This window comes from Flavobacterium profundi (genome assembly GCF_006491645.1).
Classification (GTDB): domain Bacteria; phylum Bacteroidota; class Bacteroidia; order Flavobacteriales; family Flavobacteriaceae; genus Flavobacterium; species Flavobacterium profundi.
The window spans coordinates 213,149-239,091 of sequence record NZ_VDCZ01000001.1; the positions used below are offsets into that span (position 1 = coordinate 213,149).

The 25,943-nt window shown below is 31.9% G+C and carries 22 protein-coding genes; 5 read left to right on the forward strand and 17 right to left on the reverse strand.

All coding sequences use genetic code 11. From position 1 onward, the window contains the following. Positions 1–14: 14 nt before the first annotated feature. Positions 15–7,361, reverse strand: a complete 7,347-nt coding sequence (locus FHG05_RS01025) for a T9SS type B sorting domain-containing protein (RefSeq protein ID WP_140996157.1) — start codon at positions 7,359–7,361, stop codon at positions 15–17. 373 nt (positions 7,362–7,734) lie between these two features. Between FHG05_RS01025 and FHG05_RS01030 the strand changes: the two genes are divergently transcribed. The 5 genes from FHG05_RS01030 to FHG05_RS01045 all read left to right on the forward strand — a co-directional run bounded on the left by FHG05_RS01030 (position 7,735) and on the right by FHG05_RS01045 (position 14,639). Next, positions 7,735–9,426 (forward strand): helix-turn-helix domain-containing protein, encoded by a 1,692-nt coding sequence (locus FHG05_RS01030; protein WP_140996158.1) that lies wholly within the window; start codon positions 7,735–7,737, stop codon positions 9,424–9,426. Between the two features lie 132 nt (positions 9,427–9,558). Next, a complete protein-coding gene (locus FHG05_RS18295; protein WP_157504137.1) occupies positions 9,559–9,732 on the forward strand; it encodes a hypothetical protein in 174 nt (57 codons plus the stop codon). Positions 9,733–9,754: 22 nt separating this feature from the next. Next, complete coding sequence (locus FHG05_RS01035) at positions 9,755–11,401, forward strand: S8 family serine peptidase (protein WP_157504139.1); 1,647 nt, start codon at positions 9,755–9,757, stop codon at positions 11,399–11,401. A gap of 2 nt (positions 11,402–11,403) precedes the next feature. Continuing rightward, positions 11,404–13,017, forward strand: a complete 1,614-nt coding sequence (locus FHG05_RS01040) for a S8 family peptidase (RefSeq protein WP_140996160.1) — start codon at positions 11,404–11,406, stop codon at positions 13,015–13,017. 2 nt (positions 13,018–13,019) lie between these two features. Beyond that, on the forward strand, positions 13,020–14,639 hold the full coding sequence (locus tag FHG05_RS01045; RefSeq protein WP_140996161.1) for a S8 family peptidase: 1,620 nt from the start codon (positions 13,020–13,022) through the stop codon (positions 14,637–14,639). Positions 14,640–14,686: 47 nt separating this feature from the next. On the opposite strand, the gene FHG05_RS01050 is transcribed toward FHG05_RS01045, so the two are convergent. From FHG05_RS01050 to FHG05_RS01125, 16 genes are all read right to left on the reverse strand, one after another. Further along, positions 14,687–15,235: a hypothetical protein gene (locus tag FHG05_RS01050; protein WP_140996162.1), complete on the reverse strand. Its 549-nt coding sequence runs from the start codon at positions 15,233–15,235 to the stop codon at positions 14,687–14,689. A gap of 9 nt (positions 15,236–15,244) precedes the next feature. Next, positions 15,245–15,820, reverse strand: a complete 576-nt coding sequence (locus FHG05_RS01055) for an STM3941 family protein (protein ID WP_140996163.1) — start codon at positions 15,818–15,820, stop codon at positions 15,245–15,247. Positions 15,821–15,852: 32 nt separating this feature from the next. Continuing rightward, a complete protein-coding gene (locus FHG05_RS01060; protein ID WP_140996164.1) occupies positions 15,853–16,632 on the reverse strand; it encodes a DUF6193 family natural product biosynthesis protein in 780 nt (259 codons plus the stop codon). Positions 16,633–16,671: 39 nt separating this feature from the next. Beyond that, positions 16,672–17,283 carry a tetratricopeptide repeat protein gene (locus FHG05_RS01065; RefSeq protein ID WP_140996165.1) on the reverse strand — a complete coding sequence of 204 codons (612 nt, stop codon included), beginning with the start codon at positions 17,281–17,283 and terminating at the stop codon, positions 16,672–16,674. A 147-nt stretch (positions 17,284–17,430) separates the two neighbouring features. After that, on the reverse strand, positions 17,431–18,117 hold the full coding sequence (locus FHG05_RS01070) for a hypothetical protein (RefSeq protein ID WP_140996166.1): 687 nt from the start codon (positions 18,115–18,117) through the stop codon (positions 17,431–17,433). Positions 18,118–18,266: 149 nt separating this feature from the next. Further along, positions 18,267–18,830 (reverse strand): hypothetical protein, encoded by a 564-nt coding sequence (locus tag FHG05_RS01075; RefSeq protein WP_140996167.1) that lies wholly within the window; start codon positions 18,828–18,830, stop codon positions 18,267–18,269. Positions 18,831–18,918: 88 nt separating this feature from the next. Continuing rightward, positions 18,919–19,464, reverse strand: a complete 546-nt coding sequence (locus FHG05_RS01080) for a hypothetical protein (protein ID WP_140996168.1) — start codon at positions 19,462–19,464, stop codon at positions 18,919–18,921. Between the two features lie 223 nt (positions 19,465–19,687). Continuing rightward, positions 19,688–20,416 carry a hypothetical protein gene (locus FHG05_RS01085; protein WP_140996169.1) on the reverse strand — a complete coding sequence of 243 codons (729 nt, stop codon included), beginning with the start codon at positions 20,414–20,416 and terminating at the stop codon, positions 19,688–19,690. A gap of 206 nt (positions 20,417–20,622) precedes the next feature. After that, positions 20,623–21,030 carry a hypothetical protein gene (locus FHG05_RS01090; protein ID WP_140996170.1) on the reverse strand — a complete coding sequence of 136 codons (408 nt, stop codon included), beginning with the start codon at positions 21,028–21,030 and terminating at the stop codon, positions 20,623–20,625. 56 nt (positions 21,031–21,086) lie between these two features. Beyond that, positions 21,087–21,437: a hypothetical protein gene (locus FHG05_RS01095; protein ID WP_140996171.1), complete on the reverse strand. Its 351-nt coding sequence runs from the start codon at positions 21,435–21,437 to the stop codon at positions 21,087–21,089. A 2-nt stretch (positions 21,438–21,439) separates the two neighbouring features. Further along, entirely contained in the window at positions 21,440–21,718 is a 279-nt protein-coding gene (locus FHG05_RS01100) for a hypothetical protein (protein ID WP_140996172.1), read from the reverse strand. Between the two features lie 11 nt (positions 21,719–21,729). After that, positions 21,730–22,530: a DUF5984 family protein gene (locus FHG05_RS01105; protein ID WP_140996173.1), complete on the reverse strand. Its 801-nt coding sequence runs from the start codon at positions 22,528–22,530 to the stop codon at positions 21,730–21,732. A gap of 171 nt (positions 22,531–22,701) precedes the next feature. Next, positions 22,702–23,370, reverse strand: coding sequence for a hypothetical protein (locus FHG05_RS01110; RefSeq protein ID WP_198172258.1), 669 nt, complete (start codon positions 23,368–23,370; stop codon positions 22,702–22,704). Between the two features lie 187 nt (positions 23,371–23,557). After that, positions 23,558–24,271: a hypothetical protein gene (locus FHG05_RS01115; RefSeq protein WP_140996175.1), complete on the reverse strand. Its 714-nt coding sequence runs from the start codon at positions 24,269–24,271 to the stop codon at positions 23,558–23,560. Positions 24,272–24,450: 179 nt separating this feature from the next. Continuing rightward, a complete protein-coding gene (locus FHG05_RS01120; protein ID WP_140996176.1) occupies positions 24,451–24,825 on the reverse strand; it encodes a hypothetical protein in 375 nt (124 codons plus the stop codon). Positions 24,826–25,200: 375 nt separating this feature from the next. Beyond that, entirely contained in the window at positions 25,201–25,719 is a 519-nt protein-coding gene (locus FHG05_RS01125; RefSeq protein ID WP_140996177.1) for a hypothetical protein, read from the reverse strand. Positions 25,720–25,943: the final 224 nt, after the last annotated feature.

Consider the following 25,943-nt stretch of genomic DNA (forward strand, 5'->3'; position numbering starts at 1 on the left):
TATTAAATTAAAAATTATCGTTTCATACTAAAATGTGACTTAAATTCTTTATCGGTACCATTTTCTCTATAATAAACTGTGAACCAATAGTCGGTAGAAGGCAAATTGTGGCCGTTATAGGTGCCATCCCAACCCTCTTTATCGGGTTCTAATTCTTTTAAAAATTTACCATAACGATCGTATATGTACACTTTCGCATTCGGCTGATTTTGTATCCCTCTAATGTGCCAAGTATCATTATAACCATCTCCATTTGGAGTGAAAAACTTATCGTAATCTAATACAATAGCTTCTAAAGTTACTGGCTCACAACCATTGGTGTCATAAACCGTAATGGTATACATTCCAGCAGATACATTTTGAAAAACATTAGACATTTGAACAGGTTCGTTATTCAACTCATACGCATAAACTCCATTCCCAATTGCAGTAACAATGATGTGAATACTATCCTCAAATGAATATTCTACTTTAACAGAAGCCGCTGCTGGCTGAGAAACAATAACTGTACTCCCGATTGGCTCAGAAACGCAACCTGTAATAACGTCAGTAGCCACTACAAAATAATTTCCGCCTTGTGACACTTCTAAAGTAGGTCCAGTTGCATTGGGAAGTAAGGTGCTTTCTTGATACCATTGGAAGGTATAGGCATTATTATCTAATTCCGAATCGATTGTAAAAGTGGAAATCAACTGATTAGTTAGTGGATCTGTACAGATAAATCCATCTTGAGGTGTTGGATTAGGTAACATGGGAACACTAATATCAAAACTTGTAGTCGCCATACATTTGTTCTGTGTAGATTCATCTACGACTTTTACATAAATGGTTTGTGGACTACTTACATTAATATAGTTTGAAATATCTGCGATGGGCTGATCTGACCAAAGATCCATTTCAGATGCATAAAAATGAATTGATATATCAGAATTTCCATTTTGAGAGCCTAAAATATTTGGTACCAAAGGGTTAAAATCAAACACATGGAAACCGTCATTTACACCATCTTCATCACAAATTGTTATAGGACTTGGAGCAACTGCAAAAACGGCATTTTCAGTTACCAATGCAATAGAAACCGTGGCAATACAATTGGTTTGAGTATTCAAAATACTTGCCCAAACAGTTGTAGAAACACTTACATAAGGCGAATTAATAGGATTGATTCTTAATTTTGCTTCATTTTCTGACAAATGATAGCTAACCAAAAACTGATTCGGATTTTGTCCATTTAAAATTTCTGTAGTTTTGGTTTCCAAATCAAACTGTGCTTCACCAGATGTGTTGATGATACAGCTTAAATAAGGTGTAACAGGAACTACTGCTGGTAGCGGATTCACAATAATAGTTTGAGGAACTACTACCGCACAAGTGGTTAAAACACTTACAGGAACAGTAATAATTCTTACATAAATAGTAGTGCTTCCTGTTTCATAGTTCGTAAAATTTAAAATCGGATTCAGTCCCGTTTGCGCATCAGTAGCCAACTCATGATAACTCACTTGATAGGCATTCCCATTCAACATCAAGCCTGTATTTAAGCTCAAATCAAAAATTTCTGTCAAGTTCCCTGAATTAATATCATCGCAAGCAATTAAAGCAGGCAAATTGGTAACCAAATTAGTTGGCTTCGCTACTACCTCTATTTCTTGCTCTACTTCTATAGCACAATTTTGTAAAGTGGTAGCTACATCAGATTGTACTCTTATCCAAATACTAGTTGTTCCAGAAAAATAATTCGTCACTGAAGTAATCGCGTTTATTCCTAACTGCGCATCATTTAAAGAAGCATGATAGGAAACCAATGCCGTTACATCTCCATTTCGAATATAATCAATATTAGTACTTAAATCAAATGACTCTTGTAAATCTCCTGTTAAATTGTCATCACACAAAAGAATTTTAGGAGGATCTGTTCTTGGCATTGGCAAAGGAATCACTTCTAATTCTTGCTCAATAAGTACAGCACAACTCGTTAAAGTACTAATAGGTGTGGTTACCACTCGTATCCAAACACTGGTTGTTGCAGAAGAATAAGCCGTTGGATTCGCAATAGGATTCAATGCTAATTCCGCATCTTGAAACGTTTCATAATAGGTTATGTTCCAAGTGCTATTTCCATTTCTAATATAGGTTTCATTTTGAGTGATATCAAAAATTTCTACTAAATCATGATTCCCAGTAACATCACATAATTCAATTTTTAAGGGTTGCGTTAACGGATTAGGATACGGCACAATTTCTATAGTTACAGAAGTAACGGAATAACAACCCGCTACATCTTCAAAACGCACCCAATAGGTTTGATTGGCAACCGTTTGCAAATAATTGGAATTCGAAATTAATTCCGATGCAACTTCATTCTCAGCCCCATTTTGTGTAAGATAAGAAGTGATTGTATAATTGGATGCATTTGCATGTAAATTCGAAAAATAAGAAGACAAATTAATAATTTCTGTAGTATTTCGATCTAGATCACAAAGTTGAACAGTATGCGGAGTTAATACAATTGGTGCATAAAAAGCATATTCCAACTGCTTAATAATTGGACAACTGGTAGCTATATTGGTTATGGTAACAAAAATAGGAGTTGTAAAATTGGTAAACGTATACACAGAAGGAATACTATTTGTATTGGCCAATGCATCAGCATAAGAAGTATAAAATTGTAAATTCAATGAAGCTGGTGTATACATGTTCAAAATACCATACACTGTTGCTCCTAAATCTATTATTTCTGTTCCATCTGCATTGTTATCGCAAAATTGAGTTAAGACTGGAAAATCATACACTTCATAAAAAGGATTTAATGTTAGGGTAGCATAGGTATCACAATTATTCGCACGACTCAATCGTACATAAACTACACTTGGATTCGGTCCTGCATTTTCATAATTGTTAGGATTTACTAGTGCATTGGTATTATTCTGCATATCTGACAAGCTGGTAAAATATGCAAAACTTACTCCAGTTGCATTTGTAAGCAAACTCGTTGCATCGGTTAAATCAAAAACAGCAACCCCATCATTGTCTGGATCACATTCAGTAAGCGTAGCAGCATTGGTTAACATCGGTACATTAGGCACTAAACCAATAATCACCGCTTTTACCTTACTACAATTATTCACATTGGTTCCTTTTACATAAATGGTTTTGGGAAAATCTGCCAAAGGAATCGTATAATTGGTAGTATTCGTTATCGGATTAATGCCTGCTAAACCATCCGCTTCGGAATTAAAATATTGAAAAGTAAATGGCGTTGGGTCTTCTACCACAGTACCATTTAATTCAGCCAAATCTAAAACATAAATACCATCTAAATTTCCATCGCAAATATCATAGACACTATTAACGAATTTTGGCAAGTTATAAATCTGCAATTCAAGTACTTTTACAGTAAAACATCCGGTTATATTGTCTTGAAAACGAACATATATCGCTGTGGTTTGATTGGCCACTACAGTATAATTTATTGTAGTAACAATCTCAGCCACATTATTTACTGCATTGGCATTACTGGTATGAAAAGAAATGGTATAATCATTTGGATTGCTAATCATTCCTTGGGTTCCTACACGAGGTATTGAAGCTTCTAAATCAAAAATCGCTTGTAATTGATTGGTCGTAGAAATATCACAGCTAAATTGAATCGCATCATAAGCTTCAATAAGTGACAAACGCTCAGGTGTAATGGTAGCAACCGAATAGCATTGAGTAGTATTATCAATCACTTTAACATAAACCGTTTGTGCCACATTGGAACTATTAAAAATCGCATTAAAATTGGTCACATTCGCATTAGACAAAGCATTGATATTGTTTTGTAAATTGGCCAAACTGGTATAGTATTGGAACGTTAAGCCTGTCATAGAAGTAACCAATTGACTTTGGAAAGCGAATAAATTAATCGTTTCGGAACCATTTCCTAAATTATCACACACTAACGGATTAATACTTGTTACCAAAGGAGTTGGTTGAAAATCAATTTCAATTGGGAACACACGAGAACATCCCGGATTCAATCCGCTTTGAATGCGGACATAAACCACACTTCCATCTTGCACTGTAAAACCAACTGGCAATTCTGGTGTTCCTGCAGTAGCATCGGCAAGGGTTTCAAAATACTGAAACGTATATAAAACGGTATTTACAGAAATAATCTGCGCATTAAAAACCTGAAAATCTCCAATTGCCTCGCTATTATCATTATCAAAATCACATTGGTTTACAATAGTAATAACTGATAGTGGTAACGTTCGAATTTCAATGGCAATCGGCACGATACGCGTACAACCTGTAACCGAATTGGTCAGTTGTAAATAAATTGTACCAGAAGTCCCCAAGATCGTCGTATCATAGGTAAACAAATCCCAATCGGGTAGTATCTCATAAACCGCATCACTGGTTTGTGCTGCTAACAAACTCGTATATAATCTTCTAATAATTGGTTGTGAAGGATCTTCGATAACAATAGCAGTTACCAAACTATTTAAATTGCCTAACACAACTTGGTTATCATCATCTAAATCACAATATTCTTGTGTGCCAATGGGATTCACATCCACAGAATCATAAAACCCAAATTGAAATTCCTGAATAGCCGGACAAACTACAGGTGTATTAGGTGGTAAAACCGCTGTCTCTTCTACCCTTACAAAAACCGTTGTGGTAGTCGTTACATTGTATGTAGTGGCATTCGCAATCACATTGGTATTCAAATAGGCATCATTCAAGGTTGGATGTAAGGTTAAAACAGGAGTGGTATAACCCGTAACATCGACCGTTGGTAACAAAGTAGTCAAATCAAAAACCTCAACTCCATCCGCATCAATATCACAAACTTGAGTAACTATGGGTGTTTTAATATCATAGGGTTTCAAGTTGAAATTCAAGGTATAGTCGCTATCACACCCATAAGACGAAACTTTTACATACACAGTGGTTAACGGACCGTTTAAGGTAATCGTAGTAATCGGATTGGAATTGGTAAGATAATCAGCCATAGAAGCATAAGCCGTTACGGTTTCTCCTGGATTATCATTGCGTATGGCTTGTAAATAGGAAACAGGAACGGGACTATTTTCCATATCGATAAACTCTGTATCATCGTTAAAAACATCACAGATTTCGTATTCGATAATTTCATGTCGTTTGTATTTCAAAGGCACAATAATTCTTTTGATTCCAACGATACCATTGGCATCTATAAATCGCACCCAAATCTCCGAATAAGGAGCTACAGGAGTATAGGCACTCACTTCTGCTGGAGTTAAAAGCACAGCAGCATCTGCGGTTTGCGCTCCTAATAAGGTGGTGTAAAAACCAACAGCCGCTGGCACTGGATTTACGGGAACGGCTTGCATCACATTGGTATACACCACATTCAAATCGAAAGTAGGGATCACATCCCCTGTTTCCAAACAAGCACCTAAACCTCCAAAACCGCCGTTTCCGCCTCCGCCGCCACCGCCGCCATCACCACCATCAGCAATACAGAATGTTAAGGTTACTGGAACCACACCAAAACAATAACCCAAAGCATTGGCTAACACATAAATAGTGGTTTCCGTTTGCCCTTGTGGAATACTCACATTAAACGCATTTGGATTACCAATCGCATTGGTTTGGTTATTGGCATTTGCCAAAGAGGTATAGTAGGTTAATTGCAAATCCGCAGGATTTATTGGTCCAACTGAAGCGGTAATTGGAATACTCGTAAGATCAAAAATTTCATTCAAATCGAAATTGGTATCGGGTATACAAGCAACTGTAGGCACATCTAATACCAAACGCGGCAACAACTCCAAACGCACGGTAATAATATCAAAACACTCAGGATGAGCTGTATTATAAACCCGTACATACACATCATAAAAACCAGGTGGATTCGTCAGGTTGATATAGGTAATCGGATTGACATTTGCAGTGGCATTGGCTAGATTCTGAAAATAGCGCACCGACATCCAAGAGCTGGTATACCCTGCAATTTGATTGGTTAAACCCGGCAAATAAATGTTACTTTCTACATTATCATTATTTACATCGCAATAGTACAACGTCACATCATTTAAATCGGGGGTTTGATATAAATTAATGGTAATTCTACCAGTAGAATAACAACTTCCTAAAGTTCTACGATAATATAAAGTAGTAACCGCAGTGGCTAAGTTGTACGCATTCATGTTGGCCAACGGATTCAGGTTATTGTCCGCTTCCAATTGGGAACCATGAAAACTAATCACTTCTGAACCTATTGGCGTTACCAAAGCTTCCACATCATATATTTCACTAGGAAATGGAGCTGTAGCATCACAAACATTTCGAACAATATCGGGGGAAGCAGGAAAACTCGGATCATAGGTAACAGTAAAAACACCTTGAATTTGTCTTGGAATACAGGTATTATAAGTAACCGTAGCGGTATAAAAAGTATCCGCTTGTGGTGGAATTACTTCGATAGGATTACTTGTTCCAATGTTTACTCCAAATTGATTGGTCCAAACAATAGAAGTTGCCGAAGCTCCTGAAGGTGTAAAAACATAGGATTCATTGCTCACTGCAAATTCAGACGTATTTCTACCGGGTGCAGCCACACCCAAAGTCCCATTGGAATTATTCAAACCAATTAACGAGTTACCGTTTCCATTCGCACTACTATTACCTAAACAAGGTAATGGTTTGTCTTGCACATGAATCTCAATCGCATTAGTCGTTTCAAACAACACCACTTGAAAATAAGCCTTAATGGCGTTGGCTCCCAAACAGTTAAAATAGTTCAATCCGTTAAAATTGACTACCATTTGTCGAAAAGGAGCGGTTCCTGTTGTATAATAACTAATGGAACCGCAATCTTCACCAGTTGCACAACCAAACCCAACTGGTGCCATAATATAATCTTGAAAGCCTCCAAAAATCGCATTGCGAATTAAAGACGGACTCGGAGTGCTATTGGTAATCGAGGAAAACGAACCTTCTGGTGTGGATGGGTTGTAACCAAAACGAACGATTCCGTTATCAGAAACGTTTAAAGACGTATAGGAATTGCCATAAAAACAAAAAGTAAACCCAATCGGCACGGTAGCACTCCAAACATCATCACCCGTAATTGCAACAGGGTTTCCGTCGGACAAATTACCGATTAAACCATACGGTATAGTAGCAGCTGTATAATCGGTAGTCGATTGCAAACTCGGATACGTAGCGGTAAGTTGGATTCTTTGAGGAGGGATAAAATTATAGGTACAATCTAGTAACGCATCGTCTACATTGTCATTATGGTCGGAAATAGAAACGGTAGGTGTTTGTCCCATTGCCAAAAAACTAGCCATAGCAAGGGCTAGTGAAAAAATAATTTTTTTCATAGATAGTTTAGATTTTACGCAAAAAAACAACAATTTCCAAACAACCTATCTATATAATCGATGAAATCATCATTTAATCGATGAAAAAAATCGGTCTCTTTTTTCGTACTTTTTATCTCACCAAAAAATTACATTTTAACTATATAAAATGTTAAAAAACAATACTTTTAGCAATTTTTACAACACCCTTATCTTGTAACACTGAGGAAGATTTTTTTCTTAGTTTTGATATACAAAAGAAATGGAACACGAAATTCCTGAATTTCGGGTTAGAGTTTTGTTATTTTCTATAAAAATGTAGCATCTAAAATTAAAAAAATGGATATTTACGGTTTTAAATTTCAAACAAACTATAAAAACAAATTATAAAACAATGAAAAACATCTTTTTACTTAGTTTTTTATTCTTATTACAATTCGCATTTACACAAATTGATAAAAAAGAAGTAAAAGAAATGAGTTATGATGAATTAAAAAAGGGCTTTTTTGAAAATGATGGCAATCTTTTATTGCAAAAAAAATATGCTAATGAATTTATTCAGAAAGCAAAAACTGAAAACAATCAAAGTAAGTTAGCAAGAGGATATTACTACTTTTCTTTAATCAATAATGATAAATTAAAAATTGTGTATTTTGACAGTATAATTAATTATACCAAAACTCCAATAAGTGATAAAAACTTTCCTATAGTCGCCTATTATGAAAAAGCAATGTTTCTTGAAAGTTTATTTCGCTATGATGAAGCTATAGATAATTATTTAAAAGCTGAAAAAATATCGTTAGAAAGAAATACTGACTACTATTATCATTGCAAATTCGCAATAGGAATTTTAAAATCTGAGAAAATGGGTGAAGTTGAAGAAGCTTTACCATTATTTAAAGAATTTAATGCATTTTTTGAAAGTAAAAAGAATGATTCGATATTCTCTTATGATTATGAGAATTCTTTATTTGCTCTTGCTGATGCATACAAATCTCTAAAAAAACTAGATAGTTCAAGCTATTACAATAATATAGGGTATTATCACTCCAAAAAATTCAACAACAAAAATTTAAATGGGATTTTTATTTTAAATGAAGGTGCAAACCAAGTATTAAAAGGTAACTATAGAGCTGCAATAGACAGTATTAATAAAGCCCTTCCAATATTAAAAGAAATAAATGACATTGGGAATAACATACTAGCATCGTACTTTTATTATGGCAAAGCTTACGAAGGACTAAAAGAAAATGAAAATGCTGTAATAAGCTTTATTAAAGTAGATTCTATTTACCAAAATACAAAAATTATAACACCCGAATTCACTGATGGATATCGTTTTTTAATTAACTATTATAAAGAAAAAGATGATATAAAAAAACAATTATACTATATCAATACTTTAATGACTATTGATACTTTGTTTCAAAAAAACTACCGAATACTAACTCGCAAAATCCAGAAAGATTATGATATCCCACATCTCATAAAAGAAAAAGAATCTATAATAGAAGAGTTGAATAATGGCAAAAAAAAGAATTATTTTTTTATTGGTATTTTATTTCTTATAATTTCAATTTCTATTTTTTTAAATATCAGGCAAACAAGACTTAAAAAAAAGTATAAAAAACGGTTTGAAGATTTAATTAAGAATAAACCAAACAATATCAATAAAGATATAATAGCTGAAAATAAAATAGCAACACCAACTAGTGAAAACTTAGGTATTGCTGAAGAAGTGATAGAAATGATTCTTCACCAATTAGAGACTTTTGAAACAAACAAGGGGTATCTCAATTCAAACTTAACCGTTCAAAATTTAGCTCAAGAATTTAATACCAATTCCAAATATCTTTCTATAATAATAAATGCAAAAAAAGAAAAAAACTTTGTCAATTATATTAATGAACTACGAATTGATTATATCGTAAATGAGTTAAAAGAAAATAAAACTTTAAGTAAATTTACTATGAGTGCTATAGCAGAAGAGGCTGGTTTTAATACTGCTGAATCCTTTTCAAATGCTTTTTTCAAGAAAACAGGAATAAAACCTTCATATTTTATAAAAGAATTAAAAAATATTTAACAAACAACAAATCAATACATTACAATTTTAAAGGATCGAAATTCCTGAATTTCGACCACTACTTCCTTTTAAAGGATTTATTTTTAAAATTGAAATGTATATTTGTCTTAGCAAACAAAAAAACATAATGACATGAAAAAACAAAAAGAAAAAAAATTTGGATTTGATAAATTTGAAGTAGCAAAACTTTCAACTTTAAAAAAAACAATAGGTGGAACAGGAGACATCTTAACAAATAATGGTAATGATGATCCAGGTGGTATAACTGATATAATTAAAAAATTAAGTAGTGACAAGTGTGTATAATCAAAACAATAAAAAATCAATTTTGAATAAAATACTTCTAATAATATTTTTAATATCAATTTCTTGTTCAACAAATAAGGAAATAACAGAACATAAAAATACATTTTGGCATCAAAATGATAAAAAAATAAAATTTTCTAATAGTAACCTACTAAATAAATGGCATTCAGAAAATAAATTTAATAAAACAAAAAACACAATAATTGTCGCTGTTTTAGACACCCAAATAGACTTGAATCATGAAGATTTAAAAAATCAAATATGGATAAACAAAAATGAAATACCTAATAATGGCATTGACGATGATATAAATGGTTACATCGATGATCTAAATGGTTGGAACTTTGTGGGTAAACCCAATGGAGGCTATTATGTTTATGGCAATTTTGAATACACAAAAATTGTCAGAAAATATGATTCAATTTTTAACGACTCAAAAGATATTCAAAATGATTCAGAATTTTTGTATAATGAATTTAAAAGAGCCAAACAAAAGCATCAAATTTATTCTGGATTTTATTCAAATTGGTTAAAATCAATGGAGTTTAGTGTAAATGTAGGTCAAATTGCTCGTGATACTTTAAAATATTTCTTCCCAAAAGAAGATTACACTATTGAACAGCTAGACAGTTTATATAAAATTTACAAAATAAATGATAAAACTTACAAACAAAAAAGAGATAGTAACGACAGGGATTTAGGTGCATTAATACATTATGTAAAATCAGATTATTCTACTGGTGATAAAACTGTACGAGATTTAGTAAAATCTAGAGATGACAAAGATTCAATTTTAAACAGAAATTTAAATATCTCTTTCAACCCCAGAGATTTTATTAAAGATGACACTAAAATTCTAAAAAAAGGATACGGTAATAACAAACTAAATAACGCTCCAAATTTAAGAAAACACAGCACAACTGTATCAAGCATTATAGCTTCCAATAGAAAAAATAATATTGGAACTAATGGTTTCCATGACAAGATAAAAATAATGCCTTTAAGTATTTCTACCTCAGGTGACGAATACGATAAAGATATTGCAATGGCTATTTATTACGCCGTCGATAATGGAGCCAAAGTAATTAACATGTCATTTGGGAAAGAATTTTCATTAAATCAACAATGGGTTACTGAAGCATTTAAATATGCTGAAAAACATAATGTGCTCTTAATACATGGTTCAGGAAATAATAGTTTTAACATTGATACCAATCCCTATTATCCTTCTGATTATGATTACGAGAAAAAGAAAGACTTAGTAGCAAACTTCATTAACGTTGGTTCTATTTCCAAACGAACGGATAGCACTATGGTATCCTCTTTCTCTGATTACGGAAAAAATAACGTCGATATTTTTGCTCCAGGAGAAGACATCTATGTTGCTATTCCAGACAATCAGTATAAATATGATTCAGGAACTTCTCTGGCTGCTCCTATGGTATCTGGTACTGCTGCATTGATTTGGTTGTATTATCCTAATTTGACCGTACAAGAAGTAAAGCAAATCATCTTAGAATCGGGTGTAACTATAAACAAGCAAGTCATTAAACCCGGAACAGAAAACGAGTTAGTCCCTTTTTCTGAATTGTGTAAATCTGGCAAAATTTTAAATACCTATAATGCTATAAAAATGGCAGAAGAAAGAAGCAAAAAGAAAAATAAATAATAATGAAGATATATTTTCTTTTATTCTTATTTGTTTTAAATTGCTTTTCTCAATCTAAAGCTATAGAAAAAAACCAATGGCATCTAGACAACAATTCTGACGGCATTTTCTTAGAAAAATGGCATAAAGAAAATCCAAAAAGAACAAACAACACAATAATTGTAGCTGTTTTAGACACCCAAATAGACTTGAATCATGAAGATTTAAAAAATCAAATATGGGTAAATAAAGATGAAATTCCTAACAATGGTATTGATGACGATCAAAACGGTTACATTGATGATACAAATGGATGGAATTTTCTAGGTACAATGGGTGGGCATCATACTACTAAAAACAATTATGAATATGTAAAAATCGTAAGAGACAATAGGCAAGAATATGAATTGAATCAATTGAATTCATATGAAAAAAAAGAATATGAAAAGGCTTCTGAATATTACAAGAATGGATTAAAATATTATACTACATATTTGAGTTCACTAAAATATGCTAAAAAAATTTATCCATTAGCAATCGATAGTCTAAATTATTATTATCCAAATAACAAGTACAAATATACAGAATTAGATAGTATATATAATATAATCAAAAAAAGCGACAATAGGACTTTTAATCAAATGAAAGAAACTAATGCAAATGATTTTATTGCATTAGTTTTTACTTTAAAATCATTTTATCAACTAAACTATTCATCATATAATGAAATTTTAGAAAACGAAAAAAGTTTCGACTCAATAGTCAATACTAATATAAATATCAATTTACAAGAAAGAAAATATATCGGTGATAATGTAAATGTTATGTCCAATAATTATGGCAATAACAAATTAAATATTTATGATCGTCAACTAAACCATAATACAGAAGTCTCAGGAATTATAGCCGCAAATAGAGATAATAAAAAAGGTATCAAAGGTTTTTCAAACAATATAAAAATAATGCCAATTTGTATTGCAAATAATGGTAGTGAACATGATAAAGATATTGCTAATGGCATCTATTATGCGGTTAACAATGGTGCTAAAATAATTAATATGTCTTTCGGTAAAGAATTCTCAATACATAAAAAATGGGTTTGGGACGCAATAAAATATGCTGAATCAAAAAATGTCTTAATTGTTCATTGCTCAGGAAATGATAATATGGATGTAGACATAAACCCCTTTTATCCATCTGATTATGATTACAATCAAAATAAAGAACTATTTAGTAATTTCATCAATGTTGGCTCTATCAATAATAATAAAAACAATGTCTTTGTATCTAGTTTTTCAAACTATGGCAAAATAAATGTAGATTTATTTGCCCCTGGAGAAAAGATTCTTGTTTGTAAAAAACACAACACTTATGAAGAAGATTCAGGAACTTCTCTGGCTGCTCCTATGGTATCTGGTACTGCTGCATTGATTTGGTTGTATTATCCTAATTTGAACGTACAAGAAGTAAAGCAAATCATCTTAGAATCGGGTGTAACTATAAACAAGCAAGTCATTAAACCTGGAACAGAAAACGAATTAGTTCCTTTTTCTGAATTGTGTAAATCTGGTAAAATTTTAAATACTTATAATGCCATGAAAATGGCAGAAGAAAGAAGTAAAAAGAAAAGTAATTAATTATGAAAAAACTCTTGATCTTATTTTTATTTGTTTCTAACTGCTTTTCTCAATCTAAAGCTATAGAAAAAAACCAATGGCATCAAGATAACAATTCTAACGGCATCTCCTTAGAAAAATGGTACAAAGAAAATACAACAAAAAAAAGTAACATTATCATAGTTGCAACTATTGATTCTCAAATAGATTTAAATCATGAAGATTTAAAAAATCAAATCTGGGTAAATAAAGGAGAAATCCCAAATAATAGCATCGATGACGATAATAATGGTTACATCGATGATATAAATGGTTGGAGTTTTTTAGGAAAACCAAATGGTGGTTATTTTAGATATGGGAATTTCGAATACACAAAATTTGTAAATAAATATCAAGATTTATTTAATGGTAAAAATGATATATCTCAAGATTCTTTATACTTATTTAATGAATATAAAAGAGCAAAAGAGCTACATCAAATTTATTCAGCTTTTTATGGTAATTGGTTAAAATCAATGAAATTTAATGTCGAAATAAGACCCTTAGTAGAAGATACTTTAAAGTATTTTTTTCCAAAAGAAGACTATACTATTTCACAGCTAGACAGCTTATATAATATTTATAAAATAAACGATAAATCATTTAGACAAAGAAGAGATGACAAAGATAAAGATTTAGGTGCGCTAATTTACTACATGAAATCAAATCTTGAAGTTAAAAATAGGACTATAAACGATTTGATAAAATCTAGAGACGACAAAGATTCTATTTTAAATAGGAATCTTAATATTGAATATAATCCAAGAAAATTTGTAGGAGACAATCCAGATATTTTAAAGAAAGGTTATGGGAATAATATAGTAAATAATAATACTTTTCAATTAAGCCATAATACATCTGTTTCAAGTATTATAGCATCTAATCAAAAAAACAAAAGAGGCACTTTTGGTTTTCATGATAACATTCAAATAATGCCGCTACATATATCTTGTTCAGGTGACGAATACGATAAAGACATTGCTATGGCTATTTATTACGCAGTTGATAATGGAGCCAAAGTAATTAACATGTCTTTTGGGAAAGAATTTTCATTAAATCAACAATGGGTTACTGAAGCATTTAAATATGCTGAAAAACATAATGTGCTCTTAATACATGGTTCCGGAAATAATAGTTTTAACATTGATACCAATCCCTATTATCCTTCTGATTATGATTACGAGAAAAAGAAAGACTTAGTAACAAACTTCATTAACGTTGGTTCTATTTCCAAACGAACGGATAGCACCATGGTATCCTCTTTCTCTGATTATGGAAAAAACAATGTCGATATTTTTGCTCCTGGAGAAGACATCTATGTCGCTATTCCAGACAATCAGTATAAATACGATTCAGGAACTTCTTTGGCTGCACCTATGGTTTCAGGAACTGCAGCCTTGATTTGGTTGTATTATCCTAGCCTAACAGCGCAAGAAGTAAAGCAAATCATCTTAGAATCGGGTGTAACTATAAACAAGCAAGTCATCAAACCAGGTACAGAAAACGAGTTAGTCCCTTTTTCTGAATTGTGTAAATCTGGTAAAATTTTAAATACCTATAATGCTATGAAACTAGCAGAAGAAAGAAGCAAAAAGAAAAGTTAAATACGAGTATCTTGCTCGTGCTAACTTTTCTTACTTAAAATAAAAAATCATTTACTTGACTCTTTTATTATTTGATCCAACTCTTCTTCTAGCGCAACATTTTCTGTTAAACGAATGTATTTATCAATCCAAATTCGTGCTTCTAGCTTCAATATAGTTTCAATGTTGTTTAAATAGGCTCCTTCATAATAGAAATTGGTTCCAATTTCTTCTAAATCCATCCATGCATAATAAAGCAAATAGAATTTAATTATACGAGAATCATAATAAACAACATATAACTGAAAAAGGGTTTTCAGATTTTCTCGTATTGTAATTCCTTTTAGAATTTTGGAAAGCAAATAATGGGTTTGAGCAAGAACCGCTTCTTCACATTCCAATTCTTCCAAACCTAATTCTCGTAAAACAGCTGTAACATACTTACTAATTTCATGTTTTTCTATAGGCTGAGTAAAAGAGGCCAACATCAAGACTGCATCTGAATCATTCCCTTCATGAAGCAACTCCATCGCCCAATCGACTGCCAATTGATAATCAAAAGGCTCCAAAGCTTTATGACTTTGAATAAATTTATCTATTGGGCTTCTTTCTTTCATTTCAAGCAATTATGTTTTATTTAATAAGTCCTGAGTTGGTGAAGGCTTCTTAGGAAGAACCTTATTTTTCTTGTAGCGACTTTTCCTATAGGCTTTTTTAATTTTCATTTCAAGGGTATCAATATCACATTCTAGAAAAACACTAGAAATAATAATACTCTTTTTATACTCCCAATTATGAGCCCAGCGCAAAAATTTTTTTAATAGATTATCATTTGGACTTTGAATGCGCTTTTCCTCTTTAAAAAAGAATTGAATACTTTTTTTCTTAAGTCTTTGAATCTTAGAAATTTCATCCCATCTTATTTTTCCTATTGCTTCATATCTAGAACGATCTATAATATATTCCTCACAAATAATTATGGCACACTTTCTTGGAAGAAGCATTACTATAGAATACAGACCCGCTAAAAAAAAGACACTTGCAACAATTCCAAATATCACATTTTTAGTTTCAGAGGACAAAAAATTACGCATAAAACGCTCCGGTTCTAGTATAAACCAAACGGATAACCTCAGGAACACAATAGCTAATAAAATCCCTAAAATTATGCGTTTCTTATCAAAATTAATCCTTTCCTCCATTAGAATCGTATTCTAAATTTTCAAATTATTCCCTAATCTTCTGCTGTTCCTTTTCTTGCTGCTGTGATGTCTTTTGGCAAATGCGCTTTTACAATTTGTAAGGCTTCTTCTGCATTTCCTTCGCCCAAGTAAGTAGTACCGTTTATCGTGACTACATATTGGACTTCACTTGGTTTATTTCCTGTAATACCTACAAAAGTTTCAAATCTTTTAGAAGTCACATTAGGCAAACCTACACTATCATAAGGATAACCCGTACACCTACTAAAACATAAGGTATATAAACTCGTATATGGAAACAACAATCGAACAACCTCATCTTGGTAAGCCAATCTTACAAAATCAGTTAACTCTAAAGAGGTGTCTTGTAAAATTAAATTCCAAGTATAGGCAACTTCTTGGTTTGCATCAAACGCAATCGCAATCTCATTAGCCGTAATAGAAGAAAACCGTTCTGCCAAGGCTCTCGTTGGAATTGCATTACAAAGCCAAAACTCCAACATATCGACCAGTTCGGAAAGACTAGAAGCATGTCCATTGGCAAGACAAACGCCATCACTCCAAAAATCAAGCAAAAAAAGTTTCTCATTTTTAGCAATATCAACCTGAGAAAACTTTTTCCCATTTTTAATTACAGCATAGCTAAATGGAAGTGTTTCTAAATCAGAAACTTCAGAAACCCTCAAAACAGAATTTCGCTCCACTAATGCTCTATTTATTACTTTTCCTAGCCCAGCTACTAATTCCAACTTGTCAGAATTGTTTGGAGCAGTTGCTTTCGTTTTAAAAAGTTGTAAAAACTTTGTTATCATATTACCTTCCAAAAGTTTTATTTTCTTTACCAATTTCTATTATCCCAATTCATTATACAGTGGACGTTTACGTTTTCCCGAAGCCACGTCTTGTAATAATGTAAAAACGTTTTGATTTATAGCATCATTGGGTTCCATTTCTATAGCTTTTTCAATATATTTTTTTGCTTCTTCATCATTGCCAGAAACCATCAAATTCACAGCATGATTACAATAAAGTCCAGCATCTTTAGGATTGCGATGCAGGGCCTCCAAAGAGTACTGCAAAGCCAATGGTATATTTCCTAAATCCATTGCTGAAATTGAAGCCTCTCTTGGCAAATCTGGATTCGTTTTTTCAAAAGCAATAGCTTTTTCAAAATGACTCAATGCTTTCTGATGGTCTAAAAGAACCTGATATACTTTTGCAATTAACCAATTCGTTTGCCAATGATTTGGAACCAATGATAAACAAGTTTCATAATATCGAATCGCTTTGTTTGCTTTGCGTTTATCCCAAAAACCTAATTTAGTTGAGACTTTCTCTTTAAGCAACATCACATCTTTTACCAAATCATTGGCTTTTTCAAACTTGTCATTAAACAGTTGTATTTTATCTTCTGGTAATTCGTATTGCATTTTCTGACTATCAATTAAAGTTATTGGGAACAAGAAACCAAACCTTTTACTACGTAATACAATTAGATCAAAGTTGGGCTAGGACACTTATTCTTCGTAAATATAATTTTTATTCTTTTGCAGTACAAACCAAACATTCAATTCGCTACACAAAAAAAGGGCTTTTTAAAGCCCTCTTTCTTAATGTACTAATTTGGTGGTATCCTTATTTCGTTTTGCGCGTCGCATTCTCGATGCAATTCTCGTTATAACATATTCATCCCGCTTCGTTAAGCCATCATACATAATCTTACCCGCTTTGGAAATGGTACTAATGTAAGCATACAAGGCGTCATATTCCTGTCTGTTATCGCTATGCAATTGCTTTTTGATATTCATGACCACGTTTTGCATACCATTTTTAACTTTCATCTCTTCTTTTAATGCGTCTATTTCAGCGGGGAAAGTCGCACTCATGCCTTTGGCTTCTAACACCGCTCTTTTACTTTCCACAAACTGAAGCAACCCATCCAGTTTTAAAATCGCGCCTTCTATGTTTCTATCCATTAGATTGCGCTTTACAGCAGTAATACTGCTCGTACTGATTGCCGCACGTTTAAAATAAAAAGACAGAAAATTCAGGTCTTTGTTAATTTGGTCCGACGTAGTATACAAACTAGCCGTTACGCCTTTTTGTTCCTCGGTTATGACGAGGGATTGCTCTAAACGCGCCACTTTCGCCAGTTGGGCTTCAAAATCGTTTAGATACGTAGTTGAAAATTCGCTAAAACGCGTCGCTAGTTCTTCTCGATCACGCTCAAAACTAGCCTTTAGGAAGGTACCTGCAGGTACATACTCTTCCATCTTTAAATAAAAACCTTTACTCATGTTTATAATTATTTGTTTAATTATGAAACAACATAATCACAACAACTAAGCCAAAAAATAGAACTTTTCTTATCAAAAATCATAAAATTTTCATAATTTCTAAATAAAACGTTGAAGTGTCAATAATATAAGATAAAGGGTTGTTTTTTTTAATATATTCCTATTTCAAAAATTCTCATTATTATTATTGCTCCAGTAAATGTACCAATTAGAATGTAATTTACCTTTTTTGGAATATTAGTCAAGCCATTAAGAAGTAACATTAATGCAGTAAATACTGAAAAAATCTGTAGTCGTAACCTATACAATTCCTGATTATGAAAAAATTCATCTTGAGAGAGCAAAGAATTTCCTTGTACACTTATACCTATCACTGTAATATCTTCTTTCGCATCAGAGAGGTTTTCAAAGTCTGAAGGTGTAAGATATAAATCAACCATTTGTCCACCTTTTAAACGGGATAGGACATCGTGTTTTCCTCTAGTTATACTACCTTTCAAAATATGAAATTGATTTTTATATTCCTTAGTCCAAAATTTATAATCTACAGAACTTTTTCGCCCTTTTACATGAATTATGTCTTTATAAAGCTCAACTGTTATCTTCTTTAATTCTGTTTGTTTTGTTTCTTGATTGTTAGTCAAACCAAAATAAAAGATTAAAATTCCTACTATTATAAAATACCAATTTAAATTTGATTTTTGTCTTGCCAACTTCTATTTATTTTAAAATTACTGCTAATGTTCCTCAAGCTGTGCAAAGCCAGGAGTCCGAAACTTCAGACTTTGCAGAGTGGGCTTTTCATTTTTTCAGAAACCAAGATTTGTCTTTTAATGCTGTTAAAGTAGTTGCAGGAATTCCATGCAAATCATACATTTTTTTACAAATTTCATTAAAGTCTGCCTCTTCAAGAAATGCCATCTCCAGTATATGGTCTGTATCTCCAAAACCACCAGCTGCAAGTAGTAGCTCGTCTGATTTTCTGAATGCTTTGCCTATTTCATTAATTATTTTAAACAATTCAGAAGATATGTTTTTATCTTCCAAATAAAGACTTGAAAACCTTTCGACACAACCTATATGTATTACTTTTTCGTAAATATCAATTCTAAAACTATCTCCTTCACCAGTAATATATTCGGGATTTTCGTATTCAGAAGGAACCAAAAGAATCCACCAATCTCCATTTGGTTTTTTGGTAAAACTTCCGTTTTCTTCTAAATGTAAATATTCCGATTGCAATCGGTTGTAAACACTTTTTAGTTTTGATTTTATTTCCGCAACGGAATAACTTTTTTCTTTTGGAATTATACAGTCAATATGTGTTCCCATAATGTATTTTAACATTAACTATAAGCCATTTTTAAAAGCAACACGCTTGCAATACAATACTTATTTTAGGAAGTATAAGCAAAGGGTTGTTTTACTTTTATTCTCCAAATATAATTTCCTAATTTCTTTTCACAATACACAGGCATACATTTTTCATTCATGGTCGCTCAAAGTAAGAGGAGTAGCACTTTACGCAACTGGACCGATATTATTATCAGTAGCATTTCCCATCCAATTTTTAGCGTATAAAATTCTCATATTCGTTTGTTGTTAACACCCAACTCGTAAACGGATAAATTGAATTCTCATCCTCGTCATTATATTCCTGTATAATAGTATACACATTCTGTCTGTTAATTTTGTTTTTTCCTAGTCCCGTAAAATAAAATGCCGTTGTCCCATTTTCTTTATTGGAACGAAAGAGAACCAATGTCCTTTTGTATTGGGTTGAATAATAAATTACCTCGTTCGGAGTTTCCTCTAGTAATTCAAAAGATCCTGATAATTTTCGTTCTTGGTCCACGCAACCATGTTCATATTCCGTAAACGACAATTTCTTTGGGAATAGTAATTTATCATCCAGTTTAAAGCTAAAATGAATATCGGTTGAATAAGCGTCGGGGGCTCCGCAATCCGGTTCATGTATGTTAAAAGGTATATTCACAAGAACACTGTCATTGGAAATTGTGACCACATTCCTAATATACATTTCCTGAAGAAAACTTTCTTTCAATATTTTATTTTTCTTTCCTTTCAGAATTTCATTTCGAAGAGCGTCTTGATATTTTCCCCAATCATCGAATTGCTTCTCGGTCGTTTTGTTATTTTCCTTTTCATCAGTTATTAAATCCGTGGAAATAGCACTGCTATCTAAAAGAGTTCCATTCGGAGATGTTTTAGCCGGTTCACTTTGTTGTCTACAAGAATACAAAACTAATATTGTTAAAAATGCAAGTAGCTGTCTCATTCTAAAATTACTGATAACTTATTTAATACCCTATACCGTAACATTAATTCTTCTTATTTTATATGGTTTCCCTTTTAGTATTCTCCAAATATAATATCCTAACTTCTTTTCACAATACAAAGGGCATACATTTTTTCATTCATGGTCGCTCAAAGTAAGAGGAGTCGAACTTTAAAGAACGTGGAAAATTAGAAAATATCCCTTTATTACAACATATGTTGTAACGAATTTTTTATATTATTCCGTTCTAAAGAGAGTGTGTTAGATTTATTTTCAGTAAATTGGATTAAATCCAAAAGACGCTTTTTTAGAGATGGATTCTTTTTCAATCTTTCTATAAGTTCAGATTTAATACCAGAATTGACACAACTATAAATCAATACAATTATTTCATCTAATGTTCTGATGTCAATCTGATTGAGTTTTGAAGATATCACTTCGAGTCTTTCTTCAGTAATTTCTAGAATAGATATAGTAAAGTTAGTTTTTATAACACTATCAAGCTCATATAGTGCTTCAAGTTTCGTCTTCTTTTTAGGCTCGAAAAGATTTTCCAAGAACTCTTGAAATTTTTCAATTAATAAACCAATTGCTATTGCTCCACCTTTTGACATCTGTTTTTATATTCATTTATTAAAAATTGAAACAATTCATCTTGTTATTTTAATTATCAATGCCAATCATAACGACAAAATCTACATTGTTTTGCATCTGTTGTACGAGCTATTTTTCCGCATTTCGGACATAAATTTAATGTCAATTCATTTTTATATTCTTTATAAATCCTTGTTGCAGCTTTTATTTTGAATTCCTCAAATCCATTTTCCAATAGCTTTAAAACATTTTTATCAGTAGAAATATGCCTATCTCTTAGCTCAATTAATTTTGGAGGTAAATTCTCTCGACTTCCCCATTTACTCATTCCTATATTATGATTTCTTGCTTTTCTCTCAAGCTCAGTATTGAATTCAGAACAGTATTGATGAATATAATCAATTAATTCAGGATAAATTCCGTCCACTTTTATTCTCTTTCGTATTTATAAATCCGATACCCCTCTTTTTGCTCAAATCCTTTTGGCATATATCCTTTTTTTAAAATTTCGTCCCCTATAATTGCCATATTCATTCCCATAGCGTCATTTAATTCATCCGAAATCATTAGAATTTCTTCTTTTTCATCAAATGATTCAGTTACATAATTTCGAGCTTCTTCAAGTTTCGTAAAAGCCTCCATTTCTTTATTGTTTTCTTTACAGCCAACTAAAATCATTACTGTCAGTAAAATGTAAATATATTTCATATAGGTGTTCGTTATTTTATTTCGTTTCTCATTCTGTTAAACAATTGTTCTATTTCTGTCCAGTCGGTTTTGTCAGTTGGTTCTTGTTCAAGTAGCACAAGAGTTGAGAAGAACTCTTCTTTTCTTTCTTTGTGTTCTTCAACTAATTTTTGCTTGTCTATTTTAATATTTCCCCATTCTTTTGCAACAGCTAACTCAACTTGTTTGTCCATTGCGGCAAAGAAAGATTGTCCAAACACTTTTATTTTATCTATAAATTCGGAATAGTCCATTTCAAAGCTACCGTCTTCCGCTGTCCACAAACTGATTCCATTTTCCAATATATGTTCTGTCTCCCAAATAATTCTCACTTTGTTGTTATTTCTAAAAAACGACAAATGTGGTCCGCCAATCAAGTGTGCAGAGTTAAAAGTTCTTTGGTAGGTCCACGAAATTAATTTGTCATACTCTTCAAAATAAAATTCGCTGTATTCGTCTTCGTCTGAGTCGTAAATGTCTAGCCATTTTTTTGAATCAGATTTGAATTTTTTAAGGTCTTTTGTCAAGGAGTAAAATTCTTTAGGAATAGTTTCTCTAATCTTGTCAAAAAGTTCTATGAAGTCTTCAATAAATCTGACTATCGGATAGTCATTGTATGGTGTAGGTTTATTCTCCCAATGATTAATAGCTTCTGTTGAATATTCATAAATTGTTTGATCCCCAAACTTTAACCATAAGTCACCTTCTGTCAGCCAAAACCAACTTATAGCCAAATTGGGTTCTTGTCCAACGGGTAATATGTCATCTATTTTTTTTAGCTTAAAATTTATCACTGTCTTTTTTTTATAATGACGCCTAACTCACCTATTCACGCTACTCAATAGCACCAATCTAGCCCGTCAGCTGCACAAAACCAGGAGTGCAAAACTTCGGGCTTTGCAAAGCGGGTGTACTTTCAGAGAGGAAAGTCATAAGCAATGAACTATAGCCGTTCTTGTAACCAGTTACTTTTTCCATATCCACCATTTTTTTTGAGTTTCATTTTTCACTCTAAATGGCTTGTCTTCTATTATTTTTCCATTAAAATCTATTAAGTATTCGTTTGATTCCCAGTCAAACAATCTGATGGCATTTTTTTCAATTTCAACTTCTTTCTTTCCGTTTGTATTAACCCAAATATCTCTAGCAGAAAAAGTCCATTTGATATTTCCTTTCAAGTCTATTCTGTGAATTCCCAATTCTCCTCTTAAAAGAATATCTTTTTCAAATTCATAAAATTCAAAAACTTCGGCTACATCAGGTCGTATTTTCCAATTTATGTTCAAAGTTTTTAAGTCAATTGATATTAATGTGAATCCAAGACTTAAAATTAGATTGTCATTATTTATTAAAACTGACTGATATTGATTTTCTCCTTTAGATTTTGAGAATAAAATAAATGATCCATCGATACCAGACAAGATGCAACTTTTCATTGAGCCTTTATTGTCGGTTGCATCAATTTTAATTGCCGTGTAAAAGTTTTCGCTTGTTACCTGTATTATTGGAATATTTTCATTCAGTTCAAGTTTTTTCGTCTTTGCATTTGAACTTTCATAGGACAAATCTACTTTCCAATTTTCATTAGAAATCGAAGTTTCGTGTTCGAAAAATATATCTTTTGTCACTTCCATTTGAAATTCTCGAGTCGCGTTAATTAACTACAACGTCCCGCCGGCTTTGTGGATGGCGAGGATTTTTATTACTGATGCTCACAAATATACCGAAAAGTTTTAAAGGAAAAATCAGCTGCGCAAAGTCCGAAGTTTATGACTTTGCGGAGTGGAAGAATAAATAACTTGTACCTATTAATACCATTCGTTATCTTATCCCCAGTTTTTTTAATAATTCAGTTTCATCAAATCCAGAACAAGAACTATCTTTTATTGCTATTTCTTCATCTCCCACTTTTAGATGGAAATAGGCTTGAAGTGTACAACCTCCATTTGGCCTATTCATCAACTTCATTTGTTTTTCAAAAGTTTCAATAAACACAATTTCTTGTTCTGAGATCATTTTCTTAATTACATATTTCTTTTTCCTATTCGCGTTTTCAGGATATTCCCAGTACGTATATTTAGCTAATAACCCATTTTTTTTAGGTGTGATTTCGAGTTCAGAATCGTCTATTCCAAAACAATGAACAACAGTCATTTTCAAATTCCAATTAGTGCTATTTTCTAAAGCTTTTGCAATTAATGAGCTTGAATTATAATCTTTGAATTTATCTACACAAAGATAAATGCGTTGATTGTTTTCTGTTATTTGAAAAACGGTATCCAATTTTTGCTTGTAAATGTTTTCAAATTCAATTGCAACTTTAGGTTCACTTGTTTTAAATTCTAATTGAAAATTACAACATTTTGTTGTATCAGTAACTAACTCGTGATTTGTTAAAATCTTAAATTTAGTGCGCTCCAAGTCAGTCATAGAAGTACCACCCGATTTACAATAAGAAGTGAATAACTTAATTGTTTTTTGGCTGTAAACAAGACTTGAATAAAATAGTAAAACTAAAATTATACTTTTTTGCAATTGGTTGGTTTTAAATTAATAGCAACGTTAAGCCGTTTGTAGCGGTAGTATCTATTTGAAACAATTATTTCTAGCTAAGATACGTTTTTTAGTAAAAAATCGAACGTGTTTTCTATTGTAAATGTAGCAATTGCTCCAAACCACTGTTATGCGTTCGGCTTTTATCATTTTCTATTTCTTTATGGTAAAAGCCAAAACCTCCATCCATACCAATATTGACTATAATAATATCCAAAATTTTTATAATCTGCATTATAATCAAGGTTTTTGGTTTTCAATATATTTATATAGTCATTTTCTTCTTCAAAAGTTTTGACGGAATTATTGACCAAGTCATAGATGAAATAGCTTCCTTCATAATTTTCATTTCCTTCACTAATAAAGCCATATACAAAATCATCTGCTATTATGAATCTGTCAATTTCTATCATACTTATTGGTCCTTCATCTTGGATATATGCTTGCATTGCATCTACTTCTTGAATTGCTTTTCCGTGTCCGATAGGAATTCTTGCACTGTCACCAAGTCCGTGGTCACCAAAGTGAGAAAACATAAAAAAGAAAAGAAAAATAGATATACATAGACCGCTTAAAACCCAAAGTTTAAGCTTTATCTTTGAAACTCTGTCGAACCAAGAATTTGGTTTATAAATTGCAATTATTTTAAAAACCAAAAGTGTTAAGCTTGCGTAAATACAGCTTAAAATTGATATTTTAATTAGTTCAAATAAGAGGTGAAATAATGCCATTTCTTTTTTTTCTATTTTCCGTACAGTTTTTTAAGCTGATGCATATCGGTTTCGGGCTTTGCATTCGGGCGGGTTTCGGAGCTGATTATTTTCTGTTAAAGATAAAATTTCTTACGAATTATAAACGTGAATTTACCACATAATTCGCAATCTTGTCAAACGCTTGTTAGCAGAAGTTTATTATTCAAAAAATACATCGCCAATTTCTAGATTTTCAGGGTTGATTTCTACAGTAATGCTGCGCTCGTCTCTATGTTTATCATCAGTAAAACCCAATACAATTTCATATTTTTCATTATAGATAATTTCATCGTTTTCAAAATCCCAGAAATCTTTTCTCCATTCTATTCCAATACTATCTAAATAAATTTCATTGCAAAGTCTTTTTCTTTCTTTTTCTCTTTTCTCAGGTTTCCAATGTTTAAGTGATTCATCGCTAAGTTTTTGAGATATTTCGACTTTATAATTCTCAAATTCATTTTTATTTAAGAAGTTAATTAACTTGATAAATAAATTTTCTAAATGAGTGAATTTTTCAAATCTATTAGTACTCAGTTCATTAATAATTTTTTTTTCAACTGTATTAGTAATCGCATATTGAATTCCAATTATATTAGGCAAGAAATCAAATTTGTAATCTCCATCAAAATAATCCTCTGATATTTTAGTATTTTTTAATATTTTACTTTCAAAATTCATATTTGTTTTTTGAATCGAATTTTCCTTAAATTTCTACTAACGGTCCGCGGCTAAAGAAAGTGGCGTAACCGAAAACCAAGTTTACAAATAGTCTTTCCAATTTGTACACCAATATTTTTTAATTAGACTGTAATCTTCAAACGGCAGTATAAACCTCAGCTGGGCAAAACTAGTATATAAACGCTACTCAATAGTACCAATCTATATCTTTAAAGGTGCATATA

Coding starts and splice junctions, on each gene's coding strand:
- FHG05_RS01025 (WP_140996157.1), bottom strand. CDS start 7,361: ATGAAAAAAATTATTTTTTCACTAGCCCTTGCTATGGCTAGTTTTTTG.
- FHG05_RS01030 (WP_140996158.1), top strand. CDS start 7,735: ATGAAAAACATCTTTTTACTTAGTTTTTTATTCTTATTACAATTCGCA.
- FHG05_RS18295 (WP_157504137.1), top strand. CDS start 9,559: ATGAAAAAACAAAAAGAAAAAAAATTTGGATTTGATAAATTTGAAGTA.
- FHG05_RS01040 (WP_140996160.1), top strand. CDS start 11,404: ATGAAGATATATTTTCTTTTATTCTTATTTGTTTTAAATTGCTTTTCT.
- FHG05_RS01045 (WP_140996161.1), top strand. CDS start 13,020: ATGAAAAAACTCTTGATCTTATTTTTATTTGTTTCTAACTGCTTTTCT.
- FHG05_RS01050 (WP_140996162.1), bottom strand. CDS start 15,235: ATGAAAGAAAGAAGCCCAATAGATAAATTTATTCAAAGTCATAAAGCT.
- FHG05_RS01055 (WP_140996163.1), bottom strand. CDS start 15,820: ATGGAGGAAAGGATTAATTTTGATAAGAAACGCATAATTTTAGGGATT.
- FHG05_RS01060 (WP_140996164.1), bottom strand. CDS start 16,632: ATGATAACAAAGTTTTTACAACTTTTTAAAACGAAAGCAACTGCTCCA.
- FHG05_RS01070 (WP_140996166.1), bottom strand. CDS start 18,117: ATGAGTAAAGGTTTTTATTTAAAGATGGAAGAGTATGTACCTGCAGGT.
- FHG05_RS01080 (WP_140996168.1), bottom strand. CDS start 19,464: ATGTTAAAATACATTATGGGAACACATATTGACTGTATAATTCCAAAA.
- FHG05_RS01085 (WP_140996169.1), bottom strand. CDS start 20,416: ATGAGACAGCTACTTGCATTTTTAACAATATTAGTTTTGTATTCTTGT.
- FHG05_RS01090 (WP_140996170.1), bottom strand. CDS start 21,030: ATGTCAAAAGGTGGAGCAATAGCAATTGGTTTATTAATTGAAAAATTT.
- FHG05_RS01100 (WP_140996172.1), bottom strand. CDS start 21,718: ATGAAATATATTTACATTTTACTGACAGTAATGATTTTAGTTGGCTGT.
- FHG05_RS01110 (WP_198172258.1), bottom strand. CDS start 23,370: ATGGAAGTGACAAAAGATATATTTTTCGAACACGAAACTTCGATTTCT.
- FHG05_RS01120 (WP_140996176.1), bottom strand. CDS start 24,825: ATGTTTTCTCACTTTGGTGACCACGGACTTGGTGACAGTGCAAGAATT.
- FHG05_RS01125 (WP_140996177.1), bottom strand. CDS start 25,719: ATGAATTTTGAAAGTAAAATATTAAAAAATACTAAAATATCAGAGGAT.